This is a genomic window from Streptomyces sp. NPDC030991 (genome assembly GCF_055571235.1).
Map to the genome: position 1 here is coordinate 48,450 of NZ_JBVIFR010000006.1, position 17,636 is coordinate 66,085.

The window sequence follows — 17,636 nt, forward strand, 5'->3', positions numbered from 1 at the left end:
GGAATTCGGCGACTATGGAGAAGCGTGTGATGACGGACGGTAAGCGGCGCAAGGGCCTGATGGCCGCGTCCGCTGTGCTCGGCAGTGTGTTGATGCTCTCTGCGTGCGGCGGGGGCGACGGTGGTTCGGCCGGCTCGTCGAGTGGCAAGAAGGAGTCGCAGGCCCAGGCGGACGAGGCGGCGGCGAAGAAGACCTCCCAGGCCGAGATCGAGATCGCCCCGAAGGACGGCTCCGACAACGCGAGCATCAACAACGCGGCGAAGGTCACCGTGAGCAAGGGCACGCTCACCGAGGTCACCATGGAGACCGCGGACGGCACGGCGGTCGCGGGCCAGATATCCGCGGACAAGAAGAGCTGGAAGCCGACGAACCAGCTCGACCGGGCGACCACGTACAAGATCTCCGCGACGGCGAACGACGCGGAGAACCGCACCGCGCACGAGAACGCGTCGTTCACCACGGTCTCGCCGACCAACAGCTTCATCGGCAACTTCACGCCGGAGGACGGCTCGACCGTCGGCGTCGGCATGCCGGTGTCGATCAACTTCGACAAGGCGATCACGAACAAGTCGGACGTGCAGTCCCACATCTCCGTCTCGTCGAGCAGCGGCCAGGAGGTCGTCGGCCACTGGTTCAACGCCAACCGGCTCGACTTCCGCCCCGAGGACTACTGGCAGGGCGGCTCCACCGTCACCCTGAAGCTCGACCTCGACGGGGTCGAGGGGGCCGACGGCGTGACCGGTGTCCAGCAGAAGACCGTCACCTTCAAGGTCGGGCGCAACCAGGTCTCCACGGTCGACGCGAAGACCAAGATGATGACCATCACCCAGAACGGGAAGACGGTCAAGACCATCCCGATCTCCGCCGGTTCGCCCGAGAACAAGACGTACCAGGGTCAGATGGTGATCTCCGAGAAGTTCAAGGAGACCCGGATGAACGGGGCGTCGGTCGGTTTCACCGACGACGACGGCAAGGGCGAGTACGACATCAAGGACGTGCCGCACGCGATGCGTCTGTCGAACTCCGGCACGTTCATCCACGGCAACTACTGGGGCGCCAAGTCGATCTTCGGCTCGGCCAACACCAGCCACGGCTGCGTCGGCCTCTCCGACGCCAAGGGCGCCAACGACTCCAGCACGCCCGGCGCCTGGTTCTACGACCACTCCATGATCGGTGACGTCGTCATCGTGAAGAACACCGGTGACAAGACCGTCGCCCCGGACAACGGTCTCAACGGCTGGAACCTGAGCTGGGCCGACTGGAAGGCCGGCTCGGCCGCCTGATCCCTGTCTGATCCCCGCCTGGCTCCACGACCCCCGGTGCGCACCGCGCGCCGGGGGTCGCGCCGTTCCCGCGGGCCGAAACGGGGTCTCATCCGGTTCTCATCCTCACCTCACGCAACCCTTACAGCGCCCTCATACGTTTCGCTGGTTCCTGTCAGCGCCCCGGGTCGGGGCCGTCACCGGCGAGGCTTCGATGTTCTTCACCTATCTCAGGCGCGAGCTGCGCCGGCGCAGAAAGGCGGCACTTGTCGTCGCCTCCGGACTCGCACTCGGTATCGCGCTCGTCATCGTGGTCAACTCCGTCTCCTCCGGCATGAGTCAGGCCCAGGACAAGGTCCTGCAGTCCCTGTACGGGCTGGGTACGGACATGACCGTCACCAAGGCCGCCGCCGCGCCGAAGGAGGGGGAGACCGGCCGCCCGCGCTTCGACTTCGACGCCAAGGACAGCGACTCCGACAAGGAGCAGAGCACCGACCGCGTGATGGTGCAGGGGTTCCAGACCCTCGCCTCGACGACGGTCACGAAGGTCGCGCGGCAGCAGGGCGTCGCCGACACCGTGGGCGGGCTCAGCCTGCAAGTGATGAAGGTCAGCGGGCAGTTCACCCGCGGCCAGTTCAAACAGGACCAGCAGCAGGGCCAGGGCGGGCCCGGCGGCGGCAGCGGTCAGCCGCAGGGCCGGGTCGAGGGCGGTGGCGCGAACTTCGACGTCAACTCCTACTCGGTGTTCGGCACCGACGTCACCAAGCAGGACCTCGGCCCGCTGACCTCCTCGAAGATCACCAAGGGGCGGACGTTCAAGACGTCGGAGACCGACGCCGAGGTCGTCGTCGCCGACGCCTCCTACGCCAAGGAGAAGAAGCTCGCCGTCGACGACACCGTCACGGTCAAGGGCACGAAGTACAAGGTCATCGGGGTCGCGACGCCCGACAGCGGGGACGCCGCAGCCAACCTGTACCTGCCGCTGAAGCAGGCCCAGACGCTCGCCGGCGCCAAGGACAAGGTGACGACGGTCTACGTCAAGGCGACCGACTCGCAGCAGATCGACGCGGTCAAGTCGACGATCCAGAAGAACCTCTCGGGCACCACGGTCACCACGTCGGCGGACCTCGCCGACACGGTCTCCGGCTCCCTGTCCACCGCCTCCGATCTCGCCTCGAACGTCGGCAAGTGGCTGTCGATCGCCGTGCTCGTGGCCGCGTTCCTGGTGGCAGGACTGCTCACATCGTCGGCCGTGTCGCGCCGGGTGCGGGAGTTCGGCACGCTCAAGGCGCTCGGCTGGAAGTCGGGCCGGGTGACGCGCCAGGTCATCGGTGAGGCCGTCGTCAACGGGCTCATCGGCGGTGTCCTCGGCATCGCCGTCGGCCTCGCGGGCGCCTACGCCGTCACCGCCATCAGCCCGACGCTCTCCGCGCAGCTCGGCGGCGGCACGAGCGGCGGCGGCACGGGCGGCGGCCCCGGGGGCGGTGGCGGGTTCGGCGGCGGCATGATGCGCCAGGCCACCGGCGGCAAGACCCTCGACATCGCGCTCAGCGCCCCCGTCTCCGCGACCACCATCGCCCTCGCCGTCGGCCTCGCCGTCGCCGGCGGACTGGTCGCCGGCGCGTTCGGCGGCTGGCGCGCCTCCCGGCTCCGGCCGGCCGACGCGCTGCGCCGCGTCGAGTAGCAGCAGCCCTGCCACGGGCACCCAACCCCCTTCCGTACCGCAGGAGTTGCACCATGTATCAGCTCAGAGGCGTCACCAAGCAGTACCGGCGCGCCAAGGACACCGTCCACGCGCTCGCCGGCATCGACCTGACCATCGGCGACGGCGACCGGCTCGTCATCCAGGGCCCCACGGGCGGCGGCAAGTCGACGCTGCTCCAGATGCTCGGCGGCCTCGACCGGCCCACCGCGGGCAGCGTCGAGCTGGACGGCACCGATCTGGCCAGGCTGCCCGAGGCCCGGCTCACCAACGTCCGCGCCGAATCCATCGGGTTCGTGTTCCAGTCCTTCAACCTCATCCCGACGCTGACGGCGCAGGAGAACGTGGAGACGGCGCTCGTGCCGCTCGGCCTCAAGGGCGCCGAGCGGCGTGAGCGGGCCGCGGAGGCGCTGAAGTCGGTCGGCCTCGGGGAGCGGCTCGGGCATCTGCCGTCGGAGATGTCCGGCGGCCAGCAGCAGCGGGTCGCCATCGCGCGGGCCCTGGTGAAGAACCCGAAGGTACTGCTCGCCGACGAGCCGACCGGCAACCTCGACGAGTCCATGCGGGACGAGATCATGGACGTACTGGAAGAGCGGTGGAAGGAGCACGGGCTGACGTTCATCATGGTCACCCACGACTCGGCGATCGCACGGAAGGCGCCCCGCCTCGTGACGATCCGCAAGGGCCGTATCACCGTGACCGAGAACAGCCCCGCCCGCTGACGGAACCGCACCCCGACGCAACCTGTGGCCCCCCTGCGACCTCTCTACGCAGGGGGCCGACCGCGGACCCCTGACCGGTGAACCACCTTCACCAGGGGGAAAGTTGCACAGACAGGAACAAACCCGCCAGAGCCGTCGGCGTCGCGCGCGGCACGCCGCGGCCGTCGTCTCCGCGACCGCCGTCGTCGCACTGGCCGCCGGGCTGACCGTCCCCTCGGCGGCCGCGCCCGCCTCCGCCGCCGCGCAGGACCGGCAGAGCCGGCAGAGTCTCAAGCCGCGGACGCACGTCACGCTCATCACCGGCGACCGTGTCGCGCTCGACGCGAAGGGCAAGCCCGTCGGGTTCGAGCGGGCCGGGGGCCGGGACCGCATACCCGTGCAGACCCGCACGTTCGCCGGGCACACGTACGTCGTGCCGGCCGACGCGCGGCAGCTCATCGCCGACGGCCGCCTCGATCAGCGGCTCTTCGACGTCACCGAGCTGTCGAAGGCCGCGTACACCAAGGCGCGCCGCGGTGGCCTCCAGGTCATCGTCGGCTACCGGGGGGCCGCCGCGGCGGCCAGGGCCGAGGTGCGCGACGCCGGGGACACCACCGTCCGGCACCGCCTCAAGACGCTCAACGCGGACGCCGTCAGCACGCCCAAGGACGACGCGGGCAAGCTGTGGGACGCGGTGACCGACGGCAAGGGCGACACCGCCGCCGGCGTCAGCCGCATCTGGCTCGACGGCGTGCGCCGGGCGAGCCTCGACAAGTCGGTGCCGCAGATCGGCGCGCCCGCCGCGTGGGCCGCCGGGTACGACGGCAAGGGCGTGAAGATCGCCGTCCTGGACACGGGTGTCGCCGCCACCCACCCCGACCTCCAGGGCCAGGTCGTCGAGGAGAAGAACTTCTCGACGGCCGCCGACGCCACCGACCACTACGGCCACGGCACGCACGTCGCCTCCATCGCGGCCGGCACGGGAGCCAAGTCCGGCGGCGCGTACAAGGGTGTCGCGCCGGGCGCCAAGATCCTCAACGGCAAGGTGCTCGACGACGACGGGTTCGGGGAGGACTCCGGCATCCTCGCCGGGATGGAGTGGGCCGCCGCGCAGGGCGCCGACGTCGTCAACCTCAGCCTCGGCGGCGGCGACACCTCCGAGATCGACCCGCTGGAAGCCGAGGTGAACAAGTTGTCGGCGGAGAAGGGCGTCCTCTTCGCCATCGCCGCGGGCAACGCCGGGCCGCAGTCCATCGGCTCGCCCGGCAGCGCGGACGCGGCGCTCACCGTCGGTGCCGTCGACGACAAGGACAAGCTGGCGGACTTCTCGTCGACCGGCCCGCGCGTCGGCGACGGCGCGATCAAGCCGGACGTGACCGCGCCGGGCGTCGACATCACGGCCGCCGCGGCCCCCGGCAGCGTCATCGACAAGGAGGTCGGCGAGAAGCCCGCCGGGTATCTCACCATCTCCGGTACGTCGATGGCGACGCCGCACGTCGCGGGCGCCGCCGCGATCCTCAAGCAGGAGCACCCGGACTGGGGCTACCAGCAGCTGAAGGGCGCGCTCGTCGGCTCGGCGAAGGGCGGCGCGTACACGCCGTTCGAGCAGGGCAGCGGCCGCATCCAGGTCGACCGGGCCATCAAGCAGACCGTGTTCGCCGAGAACGTCTCGGTGGGCTTCGGTGTCGCGCAGTGGCCGCACACCGACGACAAGGCGCTCACCAAGAAGGTGACGTACCGCAACACCGGCACGTCGGACGTCACCCTCTCGCTCGCCGTGTCTGCCACCAACCCCAAGGGGCAGGCCGCCCCGGCCGGCTTCTTCACGCTGTCCGCCTCGAAGGTGACCGTCCCCGCGGGCGGCACCGCCGACGTCTCCATGACGGCGAACACCAAGCTCGGCGGCACCGTCGACGGCGCGTACTCCGCGTACATCGTGGCGAGCGGCGGCGGCCAGTCCGTGCGCACGGCGGCCGCGGTGCAGCGCGAGATCGAGTCCTACGACGTGACGCTCAAGCACATCGGCCGGGACGGGAAGCCCCAGTCGACGTACCTGACCGATCTGCTCGGCTACGCGGGCTCGGGCACGGACCAGATGTTCTCCGCGCCGCAGACCGAGTCGGGCACGGCGACGTTGCGCGTGCCCAAGGGCACCTATCTGCTGGACGGTCTGCTCGCCAAGGACCTGGAGGAGTTCAAGGGCGGCGTCGACTGGATCGTGCAGCCGAAGCTCGACGTCACCAAGAACCTGTCGCTGACGCTGGACGCCCGCAGGACGAGGACGGCCGACATCACGGTGCCGGACGCCGGGGCGAAGCCGCTGAGCGCGATGATCGGCTACTCCTACGACCCGGCCATGACCGGCTTCTCCGTCATGCTCGACTCGTTCGCGAACCTCCGCGTGGCCTCGCTGGGCGGCACCGTGCCCAGCGGCCTGAGCCAGAGCTGGTTCGGGCAGTGGACCAAGGGCGAGGGTGCCGAGTACGACGTGGCCACCACCGCCTCGGTCAAGCAGGTCGAGGGCGCCAAGGTCAAGCACTTCAAGGCGTCCGAACTGGCCACGGTCACCAACAGGCTGGGCGCCCCCGCCGACGGCAAGACGGGCGCGCTCGGCGTCAGCGGCATGTTCCCCGAGGACGCCGTGTTCGGCCAGCCCGTCGAGCAGAAGCTGCCCGGCACCCGCACCCTGCACCTGTCGACCGGCGACAGCGTCCAATGGGGCCTGGACTTCACGCAGTACGCGGGCAAGGACGCCGACGGCTTCCCGGTCGCCGACGCCTCCTACACGCTCGGCAACCCGCAGACCTTCAAGGCGGGCGCGAGCTACGAGAAGACGTTCAACACGGCCGTGTTCGGGCCGCACGTCGGCGGTGAATTCGGACTGTTCCGCGAGGGGAACGACCTCTACGGGTACCTCCCGCTGTTCGCCGACGGCCAGACGCACGCGGGCTCGTCGGACTTCACCTCGGTCGTCACGACGCTCTACCGCGACGGCACCAAGATCGCCTCGGGCGCCGACCCGCTCTTCGGCGACCGGAGCTACAAGGTCCCGGCGGGCGACGCCGCGTACAAGCTGACGACCTCGGTACGGCGCGACGCCAAGGTGGCGGCCGCCTCCAGCCGGATCGACGCGACCTGGACGTTCCGCTCCAAGAACGCCGGCGCCTTCGTCCAGCTCCCGGCGTCCGGCGTCCGCTTCGGCGCCTCCGTCGGCCTCGACAGCAAGGGCGCCGCGGACCGTCCCCAGACCTTCCCTGTGACGGTCCAGGGCGCGGCGGCGGGCAGCAACCTCAAGTCCCTCGCCGTGTACGTCTCCTACGACGGCGGACAGACCTGGAAGAAGACCGACGTGAAGCGGGGGACGATCACCGTCAAGAACCCCGCCGCGGGCAAGTCGATCTCGTTCCGCGCCGACATCGTCGACAAGAAGGGCAACACCTCGGCGATCTCGGTCTACGACGCGTACTACGGCAAGGGCTACCAGACAGTACCCAGGCAGCCCTAGCCAGAAGCCCGGGCGTTACGCCCAGCGCTGATATCGCGGACGGCCCGTTCCGGCTCATGGCCGGGGCGGGCCGCCCGTGTTTCGCTGGCTGCCATGACGACTCAGACGGTCGAGTACATCCGCTACCGCATCCCCGGGGACCGCTCGGCGCAGTTCCTGGCGGCGTACACGCGCGCGGCCCGGCAGCTCGCCGCCTCCCCGCACTGCGTGTCCTACGAACTCGCGCGCTGCGACGAGGACTTCGAGCACTTCGTCCTGCGCATCGTCTGGACCTCCACCGAGGACCACGTCGAGGGGTTCCGCACATCGGAGCTGTTCCCCGACTTCCTCGCCGAGATCCGCCCGTACGTCGGGGACATCGACGAGATGCGCCACTACAAGCCGACCTCGGTGCGGGGCGCGGGCTCCGCCGAGCCCACCCTCTACGCCTGGGCGGGCGGCGCCGAGGCGCTGCACCGGCTCACCGAACTCTTCTACGCCGAGGTCCTCAAGGACGACCTGCTCGGCCCGCTCTTCGCGGACCTGCCCGCCGAGCACGCCGAACACGTCGCGCTCTGGCTGGGCGAGGTCCTCGGCGGCCCCGCCGCCTACACGGAGCAGCAGGGCGGGCACAGCCACATGGTCGCCAAGCACGTCGGCAAGGGCATCACGGAGCCGCAGCGGCGCCGCTGGGTCGACCTCGTCCAGGACGCGGCGGACAAGGCGGGCCTGCCCACGGACGCCGCGTTCCGCTCCGCGTTCAGCGCGTACATCGAGTGGGGCACGCGGCTCGCCGTGCAGTACTCGGCGCCGGACGCGAGCCGCCCGCCCGAGCAGCCGGTACCGCGGTGGACGTGGGGCGCGGCGCCGCCCTACCAGGGCTGAGAGCCTGTCTTTGAGACGGACCCGCCCGGCCGCGCTCACTCCGGCAGCGGGGCCTCGTCCTGCGAGGGGACCGAATCCGTGCCCCAGCTCGCCAGCAGGCGCAGCGCCTGCGCGGCCGGCGAATTCGGCTCCGCGTGGTACACGCACAGGTACTGCTCGTCGTCGTCCGGGAGGTGCAGCGTCTCGTAGGACAGGGTCAGCTCGCCGACCAGCGGATGCCGCATCCGCTTCACGCCGTGCCCCTTCTCCTTGACGTCGTGCGTGGCCCACAGCCGCCTGAACTCGTCGGACTTCACCGACAGTTCACCCACCAGCGCCGACAGGTCCGGGTCGTCCGGGTGCTGGCCCGCGTACAACCGCAGATAGCTGACCATGTCCGACGCCTTGGAGTCCCAGTCGCGGAACAGGTCCCGGTAGCCGGGGTCGAGGAACGTCAGCCGCGCCCAGTTGCGCTCGGCCGGGGCGAGCTTGCCCCAGTCGCCGAAGAGCGCCGCCGCCATCCGGTTCCACGCCAGGATCTCCGACCGCGCCCCGGCCACGTACGCGGGCACACCCTCCATCGAGTCGAGCAGCTGGCGCAGCCCCGACCGCACCGTCTGCCGCCGCGGCACCCGGTTCCTCCTGCGCTGCTGCCGCGGCTTGGCCAGCCGGGTCAGATGCGCCTGCTCGGCGTCGCTCAGCCGCAGGGCGCGCCCGATCGCGTCGAGCACCTCCGCCGACACGTTGCGCCCGTTGCCCTGCTCCAGACGTGTGTAGTACGCCACCGAGACCCCGGCCAGCTGTGCCAGCTCCTCCCGGCGCAGCCCCGGCACCCGCCGGTGCCGCCCCATGGAGGCGATCCCCACGTCCTCCGGCTGGAGCCGGGCCCGCCGGGTGCGCAGGAACTCGCTCAGCTCGGCCCGCTGGTCGAGTCCGTCGGCCGGGGCGCGGCCCGCGGGGTGGTCCGAGTGGTCCGGGTTGTCGTCCATGCTGTCAAGTATTCCCGGTCGTACGCCCGGGAGCCTGACCCCGTCAGTAGTAGGACCACTGGTCGTACGCAAAGCGGTGACCTGGGCGAACAGGCTCGGAGCAGGCACGCTGGAGAGCATGACCACGACTGTTGCCGCATACGCCGCGCCCAGCTCCAAGGCTCCGCTGGAGCGCACCACCATCGAGCGCCGCACGGTCGGCGAGCACGACGTACTCATCGACATCAAGTTCGCCGGTATCTGCCACTCCGACATCCACCAGGCCCGCGAGGGCTGGGGCGAGGCCATCTTCCCGATGGTCCCCGGTCACGAGATCGCCGGTGTCGTCTCCGAGGTCGGCTCCGGTGTCACGAAGTTCAAGGTCGGCGACCGCGTCGGCGTCGGCTGCATGGTCGACTCCTGCCGCGAGTGCGAGCCCTGCCTGAGCGGCCAGGAGCAGCACTGTGTCCGCGGGAACGTAGGCACGTACAACGCCATCGGCAAGGACGGCGAGCCCACCTACGGCGGCTACTCGCAGAAGGTCGTCGTCGACGAGGCGTTCACCGTCCGCATCCCCGACGCCCTCCCCCTCGACGTGGCGGCCCCGCTGCTCTGCGCCGGCATCACCACGTACTCCCCGCTCAAGCACTGGGGCGCGGGACCCGGCAAGAAGGTCGCCGTGGTCGGTCTCGGCGGCCTCGGCCACATGGGCGTCAAGATCGCGCACGCGCTCGGCGCGGAGGTCACCGTCCTGTCGCAGTCGCTGCGCAAGAAGGACGACGGCCTGAAGCTGGGCGCCGACCACTACTACGCGACCAGTGACGAGAAGACCTTCGAGGAGCTCGCGGGCACCTTCGACGTCATCCTCTCCACGGTGTCGGCGCAGGTGGACTTCGGCGCGTACCTGAGCCTGCTCAAGACGGGCGGCGCCCTGGTGAACGTCGGCGCCCCCGAGGAGCCGATCTCCCTCAACCTCTTCTCCCTCATCGGCGGCAACAAGACCCTCGCCGGTTCGATGATCGGCGGCATCGCCGAGACCCAGGAGATGCTCGACTTCTGCGCCGAGCACGGCCTGGGCGCGGAGATCGAGCTGATCGAGGCCAGCCAGGTGAACGAGGCGTACGAGCGCGTCCTCAACTCGGACGTGCGCTACCGCTTCGTGATCGACGCGGCCACCATCTGAGCCTTACCTCCGAGGTCATCGACGCCCTCCCCGGGCTCCGGCAGGATCACGTACGTATCCACTCCACCGGACCCGAGGAGGGCTTCTCCATGACCGCCTACGCCATCGCCGTACTGCGCCCCACGGCCCCGGTCCACCCGGACGTCCTCACGTACATCGAGCGCGTGCAGGGCACGTTCGCCCCGTACGGCGGCCGCTTCCTCTCGCACGGCAGGACGAGCGAGTACGTGGAGGGCGAGCGCCTCGGTGACCTGGTCATGGTCGAGTTCCCCGACCTGACCCACGCCCACGACTGGTACGCGTCCCCCGCCTACCAGGAGATCCTGCCCCTGCGCACGGCCCACATCCCCGGCGAGATGATCTTCCTGGAGGGCGTCCCGGCCGGCTACGACGCGGCGCGCACGGCGGCGGCGATGCGCGACGCGTCGTAAGGACCCGTCCCCGTAAGGACCCGTGCCCGTGGGGAGCTGTCAGGGGATGCGCCGCGGTCGTACGCCCGTCAGGGTCGGGGTGACCGGCCGCATCAGCCCGTCCGGCCCGAACGTCACCCGGTCGAGGGTGGTCTCCCGGTGCGTGCCGTCGCCGTCGGGGAGGGCGAAGCGGTGGTAGCAGATGTACCAGTCGTCGGTGCCGGGCACCTGGAGCAGCGAGTTGTGGCCGGTGCCGAGGATGCCCTGGGACGGGTCCTTCGCCAGCACCACGCCGCGGTAGGTGAACGGGCCGTACGGGCTGGTGGAGGTGGCGTAGCCGACCCGGTAGTTCTCGCTGCGGGTGTCGTCGATCGAGTAGGTCAGGTGGTACGTGCCCTTGCGCCGGACCATGAACAGACCTTCACGGAAATCGACAAGTCCCCTGATTTCGCGGACCGCTGACGGTGCGTAGGACACCATGTCGTCGTTGAGCGGGACCACCCACGCCGAGCTGTTGCCCCAGTACAGGTACGCCTGCCCGTCGTCGTCCGTGAAGACGGCGGGGTCGATGGCCTGCCCCCGCCCGTCCGGGTTGGCCGCGATCAGAGGCGTGCCGCTGTCGGTGAACGGGCCGGTGGGAGAGGTGGCCGTCGCGACGCCGATCTTCGCCTCGGCGCAGTAGTAGAAGAAGTACCGGCCGTCGCGCTCGGCGATGGTGGGCGCCCAGGCGCGGGACTCCGCCCAGCCGACATCCTTGCCGAGGTCGAAAATGACGCCCCGGTCCGTCCAGTCGACGAGGTTCCTGGACGACCAGACGCCGAACCGGGTGCCGCTCCATCCGTCGAACCCGTCCGTGGTCCCGTAGAGGTAGTAAGTGCCGCCGAAAGCAACGATGTTGGGGTCGGCGTGGAAACCGGGCAGCACGGGCGTGCGCAGCTCGACGGCCGACACCTTCCATCGCCTCTTCGTGCCGTCCGCGGAGGTGACCGTGTACGTGACCGGTTCGCGCAGGTCCGTGCGCCTGCCGCTCGCCGGGCTGATCCGCGCGCCGGGCGCGAGCGTGAACACCGGGCGCAGGCGCCGGAGATCGGTGCCGGGCTCGACCGGCAGGACGACGGTCCCGCCGACCCCTTCGACGACGGCGGGAACCTTGAGCTCCGGGACCTCTGCACCCCGGATACGGGTCGCGTTGGACGGCAGCGCGGCGATCTCGTCGGCGGACAGTGCCCGGTTGTACAGCCGGACGTCCCGCAGCCGGCCCTTCAGTGTGCGGTCCGAGGTGTACTGCGACCCGCCCAGGCGGTTCGCCGTGGTGCGGCCGCCACCGATGTCCGAGGGCAGCAGGGTGACGGCCGTATTGCGCGCGACGATCTCGCCGTCGAGGTAGAGGAGCGCCGTCGTGCCGTCGACGGTGTACGTGAGGTGCGCCCAACGCCCGCGCGGGAAACCCCTGTTGGCGTCGGCGCTCTGCTCCCTGCTCCAGTTGCCGTCGGAGAGGGCGGCACGGAGTCCGTCGTCGGCGCTCCCGCCGGTCGCGAAGAGATACCCGTCGCCCTTGCCGTCCGCGCCGGTGTTCCCGAACCCGTACAGGAAGTACGGCGTCCGCTGGTCCTCGTCCACCCAGATGTCGGCGGCCACGGTCACCGCGTCGACCCCGGCCAGCATGTTGTCGGGGAGCGCGACGTGCCCGCCCGCCCCGCCGAGCACGAGGGCGCCCTCCGCCCAGCGCGCGTCACCGGCCGCGGTGCCGTGGTAGCCGTGCCCGGACACGTCCTCGGCGTTCGCCCCGAGCGGCCAGTGGGCGACGAGCCCGTCCTCGTCGGCGAGCACGGGCGCGACGCCCCACTTCGCCTCGATCCGGTCGTACTCGGCACGGGTGACGGGGAGGACGGTGCCGTGCCGTGGCGCCGACGGCAGCCGGTAGTCGGCGGACTCGGCCCAGGCGCCACCGGCCAGGTCGTCGGTCTCGAAGGGGAGGTGACCGCCCCCGGTGTAGTCGTCGACGAACAGGTACCACTTCTCTTCACTGTTGGACTTGAAGACGAGCGGCCCCTCGCCCTGCGTCATGGCCCCGCTGCCGATGCACTCGGCGACCGTCTCCCACTCCGTGTCGAGCAGATCGGCCGCCTTCTCCTGAAGAATGAACTTCCCGCAGACCGACTGGGACGCCGAGCGCTCGTCCTTCGTGAACCGGTAGTACGTCCCGTCGTGCGCGATGACGGTGGAGTCGATGACGGAGTACCCGGGGTCGTTCCACACCTTCGCCTCGCTGAAGGTCACGAAGTCCGTGGTCGTGGCGTAGAGCATCCGGTTGTACGTGTCCCCGGCGTGCTCCGGGTCGTCCTCGGCGTACAGCTTCGAGGCCCAGAAGACGACGTACGCCCCGAGCTCCGCACTCCAGAAGGCTTCGGGCGCCCAGGTGTTGCCCGCCCGCTCCGGTGACACCCGCACCGACCTCGGCTCACCCCAGTCCACCAGGTCGGCGGAGTCCCACACGATGACGGACCGGCTGCCGTGCCGCTGGACCTCGTCCCAGCCCGCACCGCCGTTGATCTTCAGATCGGTGGCGATGAGGAAGAACCTGTCCCCCTCGGGCGCCCGGATCACGAAGGGGTCGCGTACGCCCTTGTCGCCGAGCGAGGAGGTGAGCACGGGCTGCCCGCCGTTCAACTCCCGCCAGTGCAAAGGGTCGTTGCCCCGGCTGAGCGCGAGATGGATCTGCTCGCCGTCGGCGGTGCCCTCGCCGGTGAAGTAGACGAAGAGGTATCCGGCGTAGGCGCTCGCGGCGCGGGTGTCCGCGCGTGCCGGGGAGGGAAGCGCGGCGGCGGCCACGGTGAGCGCTCCGGCGACGAGAAGGTGCCGCCGCGACAGGGCGACGGCGGAGGGACGGGCTGTTCCGTTACGGGGCATGCGTACCGGTCCTCGGGGTGCGGGGGAGTCCGTGGGGGAGGCGAGGGCGAGCGACGGGTCGGAGGGGTCAGCGGTGGCCAGTGAAGAAGTCCGGGGCGGCCCGGTCAAGATCCTGGACGCAGATCGGTCCGAAAACCCGAAGGGTGACCGGTATATCGAACGTCAATGAACCGCAATGAGCCTCAAAGCCGGGCAATCCAGCGCAGGGGCGAACGGGCGAATGGGAGTGCTGGCGCGGGCTCAGCCGGCCTGGGCCGAGTCGTCGGTCAGGGCGGCGGCGGTCATCGTGAGGTGCCGCGCCAGGACCGCGGCCGCGGTGTCGGCGTCGCGGGCCAGCGCCGCCTCCTCCAGCATGCGGTGCTCCTCCGCGCCGTCCCGGCCGGGATCGCGCTGCGCCGACCAGCGGCGGGTCAGCTCGCTCGCGGTCCACAGCCGGTCGAAGGTCTCCAGCAGGGCGAGGTTTCCGCACCCTTCGAGGAGCGTGCGGTGGAAGATCCGGTGGGCCTCGGACCAGGCCTCGGTGTAGTGCTCGCCCTCGTCCGGCGCGTACGCCGGGGTGCGGACCAGGCGGTGGTGGGCGGCCCGTACGCGGGCCTCCCAGTCGACGTCGCCGCGCTCGACGGACATGCGCAGGACGGCCGGCTCGATGGTCCGGCGGGCCTCCGCGATCTCCTGCCAGCGGTGGTCGGAGAAGGACGGGACCGCGAATCCGCGGTTGGGCAGCCGGTCGGCGAACCCCTCGCCGACCAGCCGCACGAGCGCCTCCCGCATGACGGCCAGGCTCACGCCCTGCGCCCTGGCGAGGTCCTGCGGCTTGAGGGCGTCACCCGGGGCGAACTCCCCGCGCATGATCGCGTCCCGCAGGTGTGCGTAGGCCTGCTCGGAGAGCATCCGCTTTCCGGAGGAGGCCGGGCGGGGAGACGTATCGGTCATGACCTCAGCGTAGACGATCCGTTAGATAATCGATTATTGCTGCTACTGTCGATTCAGTCGGCGGATGGGGGCAGTCCATGTCCCCACCGCTCGGCCGTGACCGTGAAAGGAAACGCACCGCGATGCAGCACCTCGACGACCTTGACCTTTCTGCCTCCCTTCGCCCCGCGGGCGGCCCGATGGATCTGACTGCCGTCCGCGAAGTCAGCCGTGCCGTCAGCGCGGCGCACCTGCCCATCTACTTCGCCCCCGAAGCCGCCCAGGAAGCGGCCGGGTTCGGCGTGACCGACCGCGGGCCGGTGTACCTGGCGTTCCGTTCGGCCGCGATGGGCGCGGTCTCGTGGCAGGTCACGCTCGCGGCCTTCTACAACTTCAGCCCCCGGGCGGTCCGGGCCATGACCGGCGTGTGGGACGCGGCGCCGCCCGAGCGCTGGCAGGCCGCCCGCTTCGAGGTCGCGGAGCGGGCGATGCGACGCGTCGGCGTGCACCTCGCGGCCGACCGGCTCGCCGAGGCGCGCTCACTGATCGACCCGGTCGTCGCCCGCGCCGACTACGCGGGCAAGGTGCTGGCCGCCGCGAACGCGTCGGTCGCGCTGCCGTCCGACCCGCTCGTCGCGCTGTGGCAGCAGATCGCGGTGGTGCGCGAGTGGCGGGGCGACGCGCACCTCGTCGTGCTCGCCGACAACGGCCTCGGGCCCTGCGACTGCCTCGTCCTGCACACGGCGACGGGCCAGCTCCCGACGGCGGTCGTGCGGGCGACCCGCCAGTGGGACGACGAGGAGTGGGCCGCGGCGACGGCGCGCCTGGTCGCGCGCGGCTGGCTGAACCCCGACACCACGCTCACCGAGGCGGGTGGCGCGGCGCGCGAGCGGATGGAGGCGGAGACGGACCAGCACTGCGCCGCGCTGTGGGCGCCGATAGGTGACGCGGGTGCCCGCCGCTTCGCCTCGCTCATCGCACCGATCGCCGACGCGTTCGCCGCGGCGGGGACGTGACGCTGCTCGTACGCCTCCTGCCGAACCGGCGGGGACGTGACGCTGCTCGTCCGCCTCCTGCTCGAACCGGCGGGGACGCTCTCAGGGGTGGAGGGCCGCGCGCAGGGTGCGTACCTGGTCGGTGAGGTTGTGCTCGCTGATGCGGGCCTGGGGGAAGAGGAGGTCGAAGCCGTGGACGGCGCCGGGGACCTGGACGAGTTCGGTGGTGACGCCGGCGGCGGACAGGCGTGCGGCGTAGTCGCGGCCCTCGTCGCGCAGCGGGTCGATCTCGGCCACAGCGATGTAGGTGGGCGGCAGGCCGCTGAGATCGGTGGCGCGGAGCGGGAAGGCGTACGGGTCGGTGTGGCTGTCCTCCGCGTAGTACCGCACGGCCAGTTCCAGCGCGCCGCGGGCGAAGACCGGCGTATCGGTGAACTCCCGTGCCGAGGCGCTGGTGAGACTGCCGTCCAGGCTGGGGTAGGTCAGGGACTGGAAGAGCAGGTGGGGGCCCGCCTGGTCGCGGGCGCGGAGCACGGTGGAGGCGGCGATGTTCCCGCCGGCGCTGCCACCGGCCACCGCGATGCGTGTGCGGTCTCCGCCGAGTTCGGCCGCGTTGTCGGCGATCCAGGTCAGCGCGGCGTAGGCGTCGTCGGCCGCGGCCGGATAGGGGTGCTCGGGGGCGAGGCGGTAGTCGACGGAGACGACGACGGCGTGGGCGTCGCGGGCGTAGCGCAGGGAGCGTCCCTCTTCGGCCTCGGGAGATCCGTAGGTGAAGGCGCCGCCGTGTATGTAGAGGATCATCGGCAGGTCTTCGGTGGTGTCGGGGCGGTAGACGCGCAGTCGCAGATCCCCGGCGGGGCCGGGGATGTACAGGTCTCGCACCGTGACCTGGTCGTCGACGGGGGTGTCGGGGCGTGCGCGCAGCAGTGCGTAGCGCTCGGGGTCGGCGAGGACGGCGTCCAGGCCGTGGACGGGGAAGACGCCGGTGTCGGCGGTGTCGAGCAGGGTCTGGATCTCGGGATCGACCGCGGGGGAAGTCATGGCTGACGGGCACCTTTCGGGTGTTCGACCGGGTGCTGCCCGGTCTGTCGTGCGGAACTGATCTCAGTCTCTGTCGATCAAGAGCGGCACAGAAGTGGCCCGAGAGTCACTATGTGCAACTATTGGGCCATGACTGTCGCGGCACCGCACCATGTGGCCGTCCTGGCCCTCGCGCCGGTGGTGGCCTTCGATCTGAGCATCCCGGCCCAGATGCTGGCCGCGGTCGAAACCCGCGCGGGCACCGCGGCCTACGAGGTGCGCACCCTCACCCCGGACGGCTCCCCGGTACCGACGGTGAACGGGTACGGCGTCATGCCGCAGGGCGACCTGTCCCTGCTGGAGCATGCCGACACGGTGATCGTCGCCGGCACCCGCTGCCCGGAGGTACTGGACGCCGGCGCGGTGGACGCCTCCGTCGCCGAAGCACTGCGCCGTGCGGCCCGGCTCCGCGCCCGGCTGGTGTCCCTGTGCACCGGCTCGTTCGTACTCGCGGCCGCCGGTCTGCTGGAAGGCCGCCGGGCCGCGACCCACTGGCGTTACGCGCAGCAGTTCAGGCGGCTCTTTCCCGCGGTCGACCTCGACACCGACCCGCTCTACATCGCCGATCGCGGAATCCTGACGTCAGCGGGCGGCGCGGCCGCGATCGACCTGTGCCTGCACCTGGTCCGGGAGGACCACGGCAGCTCCGTGGCGAACCGGGTGGCGCGGTACAACGTCGTCGCGCCCATGAGGGACGGAGGGCAGGCCCAGTACATCGAACACCCGGTCCGGGACGACGCGGGCACCTCGACGGCAGGGGCGCGGACGCTGATGACGGAGCACCTGGACCGGCGGCTGTCCCTCAAAGACCTCGCGGCCCACTGCCACATGAGCGTACGGACCTTCACCAGGCGCTTCCGGCAGGAGACGGGACTCTCCCCGGCCGAATGGCTCGCCTCGGCCCGCCTGGCACACGTACGCCATCTGCTGGAGTCGACCGAACTGCCTGTCGACGACATCGCCGCCAGGGCCGGCCTGGGCAGCGGCACCAATCTGCGGCAGCATATGCGCGCCGCTCTGGACGTCACCCCGTCCGCCTACCGGAGGGCGTTCCGCTCGGCCGGTGCTGCCTTCGCGCCGCCCTTCTCGGAGGACAGGAGTTCCTTCTCGGCGGCGCGGTAGTAGGGGCGGACCAGAGGGGCATGACTGACGTCCGAAGGAGGCC

At 70.9% G+C, this 17,636-nt stretch carries 13 protein-coding genes; 9 read left to right on the forward strand and 4 right to left on the reverse strand.

What is annotated here, in order from left to right:
- Positions 1 to 14 precede the first annotated feature (14 nt).
- The 5 genes from ACZ45E_RS13450 (at position 15) to ACZ45E_RS13470 (ending at position 8,034) form a co-directional block, all read left to right on the forward strand.
- On the forward strand, positions 15 to 1,283 hold the full coding sequence (locus tag ACZ45E_RS13450) for a L,D-transpeptidase (protein WP_468220168.1): 1,269 nt from the start codon (positions 15 to 17) through the stop codon (positions 1,281 to 1,283).
- Positions 1,284 to 1,476: 193 nt separating this feature from the next.
- Complete coding sequence (locus ACZ45E_RS13455) at positions 1,477 to 2,946, forward strand: ABC transporter permease (protein ID WP_468220169.1); 1,470 nt, start codon at positions 1,477 to 1,479, stop codon at positions 2,944 to 2,946.
- Between the two features lie 53 nt (positions 2,947 to 2,999).
- The gene (locus ACZ45E_RS13460) at positions 3,000 to 3,686 is read left to right on the forward strand and encodes an ABC transporter ATP-binding protein (protein ID WP_468220172.1); all 687 of its coding nucleotides are present in this window, start codon (positions 3,000 to 3,002) and stop codon (positions 3,684 to 3,686) included.
- A gap of 103 nt (positions 3,687 to 3,789) precedes the next feature.
- Complete coding sequence (locus ACZ45E_RS13465) at positions 3,790 to 7,170, forward strand: S8 family peptidase (protein ID WP_468220174.1); 3,381 nt, start codon at positions 3,790 to 3,792, stop codon at positions 7,168 to 7,170.
- Between the two features lie 93 nt (positions 7,171 to 7,263).
- On the forward strand, positions 7,264 to 8,034 hold the full coding sequence (locus ACZ45E_RS13470; RefSeq protein ID WP_468220176.1) for a globin domain-containing protein: 771 nt from the start codon (positions 7,264 to 7,266) through the stop codon (positions 8,032 to 8,034).
- 35 nt (positions 8,035 to 8,069) lie between these two features.
- Here ACZ45E_RS13470 and ACZ45E_RS13475 read toward each other — a convergent pair whose 3' ends face one another.
- Positions 8,070 to 9,002: a helix-turn-helix domain-containing protein gene (locus ACZ45E_RS13475; protein ID WP_468220178.1), complete on the reverse strand. Its 933-nt coding sequence runs from the start codon at positions 9,000 to 9,002 to the stop codon at positions 8,070 to 8,072.
- Between the two features lie 118 nt (positions 9,003 to 9,120).
- On the opposite strand from ACZ45E_RS13475, the gene ACZ45E_RS13480 reads away from it, so the two are divergent.
- The gene (locus ACZ45E_RS13480) at positions 9,121 to 10,164 is read left to right on the forward strand and encodes an NAD(P)-dependent alcohol dehydrogenase (RefSeq protein ID WP_468220180.1); all 1,044 of its coding nucleotides are present in this window, start codon (positions 9,121 to 9,123) and stop codon (positions 10,162 to 10,164) included.
- Between the two features lie 89 nt (positions 10,165 to 10,253).
- Positions 10,254 to 10,595 carry a DUF1330 domain-containing protein gene (locus tag ACZ45E_RS13485; RefSeq protein WP_468220182.1) on the forward strand — a complete coding sequence of 114 codons (342 nt, stop codon included), beginning with the start codon at positions 10,254 to 10,256 and terminating at the stop codon, positions 10,593 to 10,595.
- A gap of 39 nt (positions 10,596 to 10,634) precedes the next feature.
- On the opposite strand, the gene ACZ45E_RS13490 is transcribed toward ACZ45E_RS13485, so the two are convergent.
- Positions 10,635 to 13,484, reverse strand: coding sequence for a family 43 glycosylhydrolase (locus tag ACZ45E_RS13490; RefSeq protein WP_468220184.1), 2,850 nt, complete (start codon positions 13,482 to 13,484; stop codon positions 10,635 to 10,637).
- A 240-nt stretch (positions 13,485 to 13,724) separates the two neighbouring features.
- Positions 13,725 to 14,417 (reverse strand): GntR family transcriptional regulator, encoded by a 693-nt coding sequence (locus tag ACZ45E_RS13495; RefSeq protein WP_468220186.1) that lies wholly within the window; start codon positions 14,415 to 14,417, stop codon positions 13,725 to 13,727.
- Positions 14,418 to 14,596: 179 nt separating this feature from the next.
- Here ACZ45E_RS13495 and ACZ45E_RS13500 point away from each other — a divergent pair, with 179 nt between their 5' ends.
- On the forward strand, positions 14,597 to 15,412 hold the full coding sequence (locus tag ACZ45E_RS13500) for an SCO6745 family protein (protein WP_468220189.1): 816 nt from the start codon (positions 14,597 to 14,599) through the stop codon (positions 15,410 to 15,412).
- 81 nt (positions 15,413 to 15,493) lie between these two features.
- On the opposite strand, the gene ACZ45E_RS13505 is transcribed toward ACZ45E_RS13500, so the two are convergent.
- Positions 15,494 to 16,432 (reverse strand): alpha/beta hydrolase, encoded by a 939-nt coding sequence (locus tag ACZ45E_RS13505; RefSeq protein WP_468220191.1) that lies wholly within the window; start codon positions 16,430 to 16,432, stop codon positions 15,494 to 15,496.
- Between the two features lie 129 nt (positions 16,433 to 16,561).
- Here ACZ45E_RS13505 and ACZ45E_RS13510 point away from each other — a divergent pair, with 129 nt between their 5' ends.
- Complete coding sequence (locus ACZ45E_RS13510; RefSeq protein ID WP_468220193.1) at positions 16,562 to 17,593, forward strand: GlxA family transcriptional regulator; 1,032 nt, start codon at positions 16,562 to 16,564, stop codon at positions 17,591 to 17,593.
- Positions 17,594 to 17,636 lie beyond the last annotated feature (43 nt).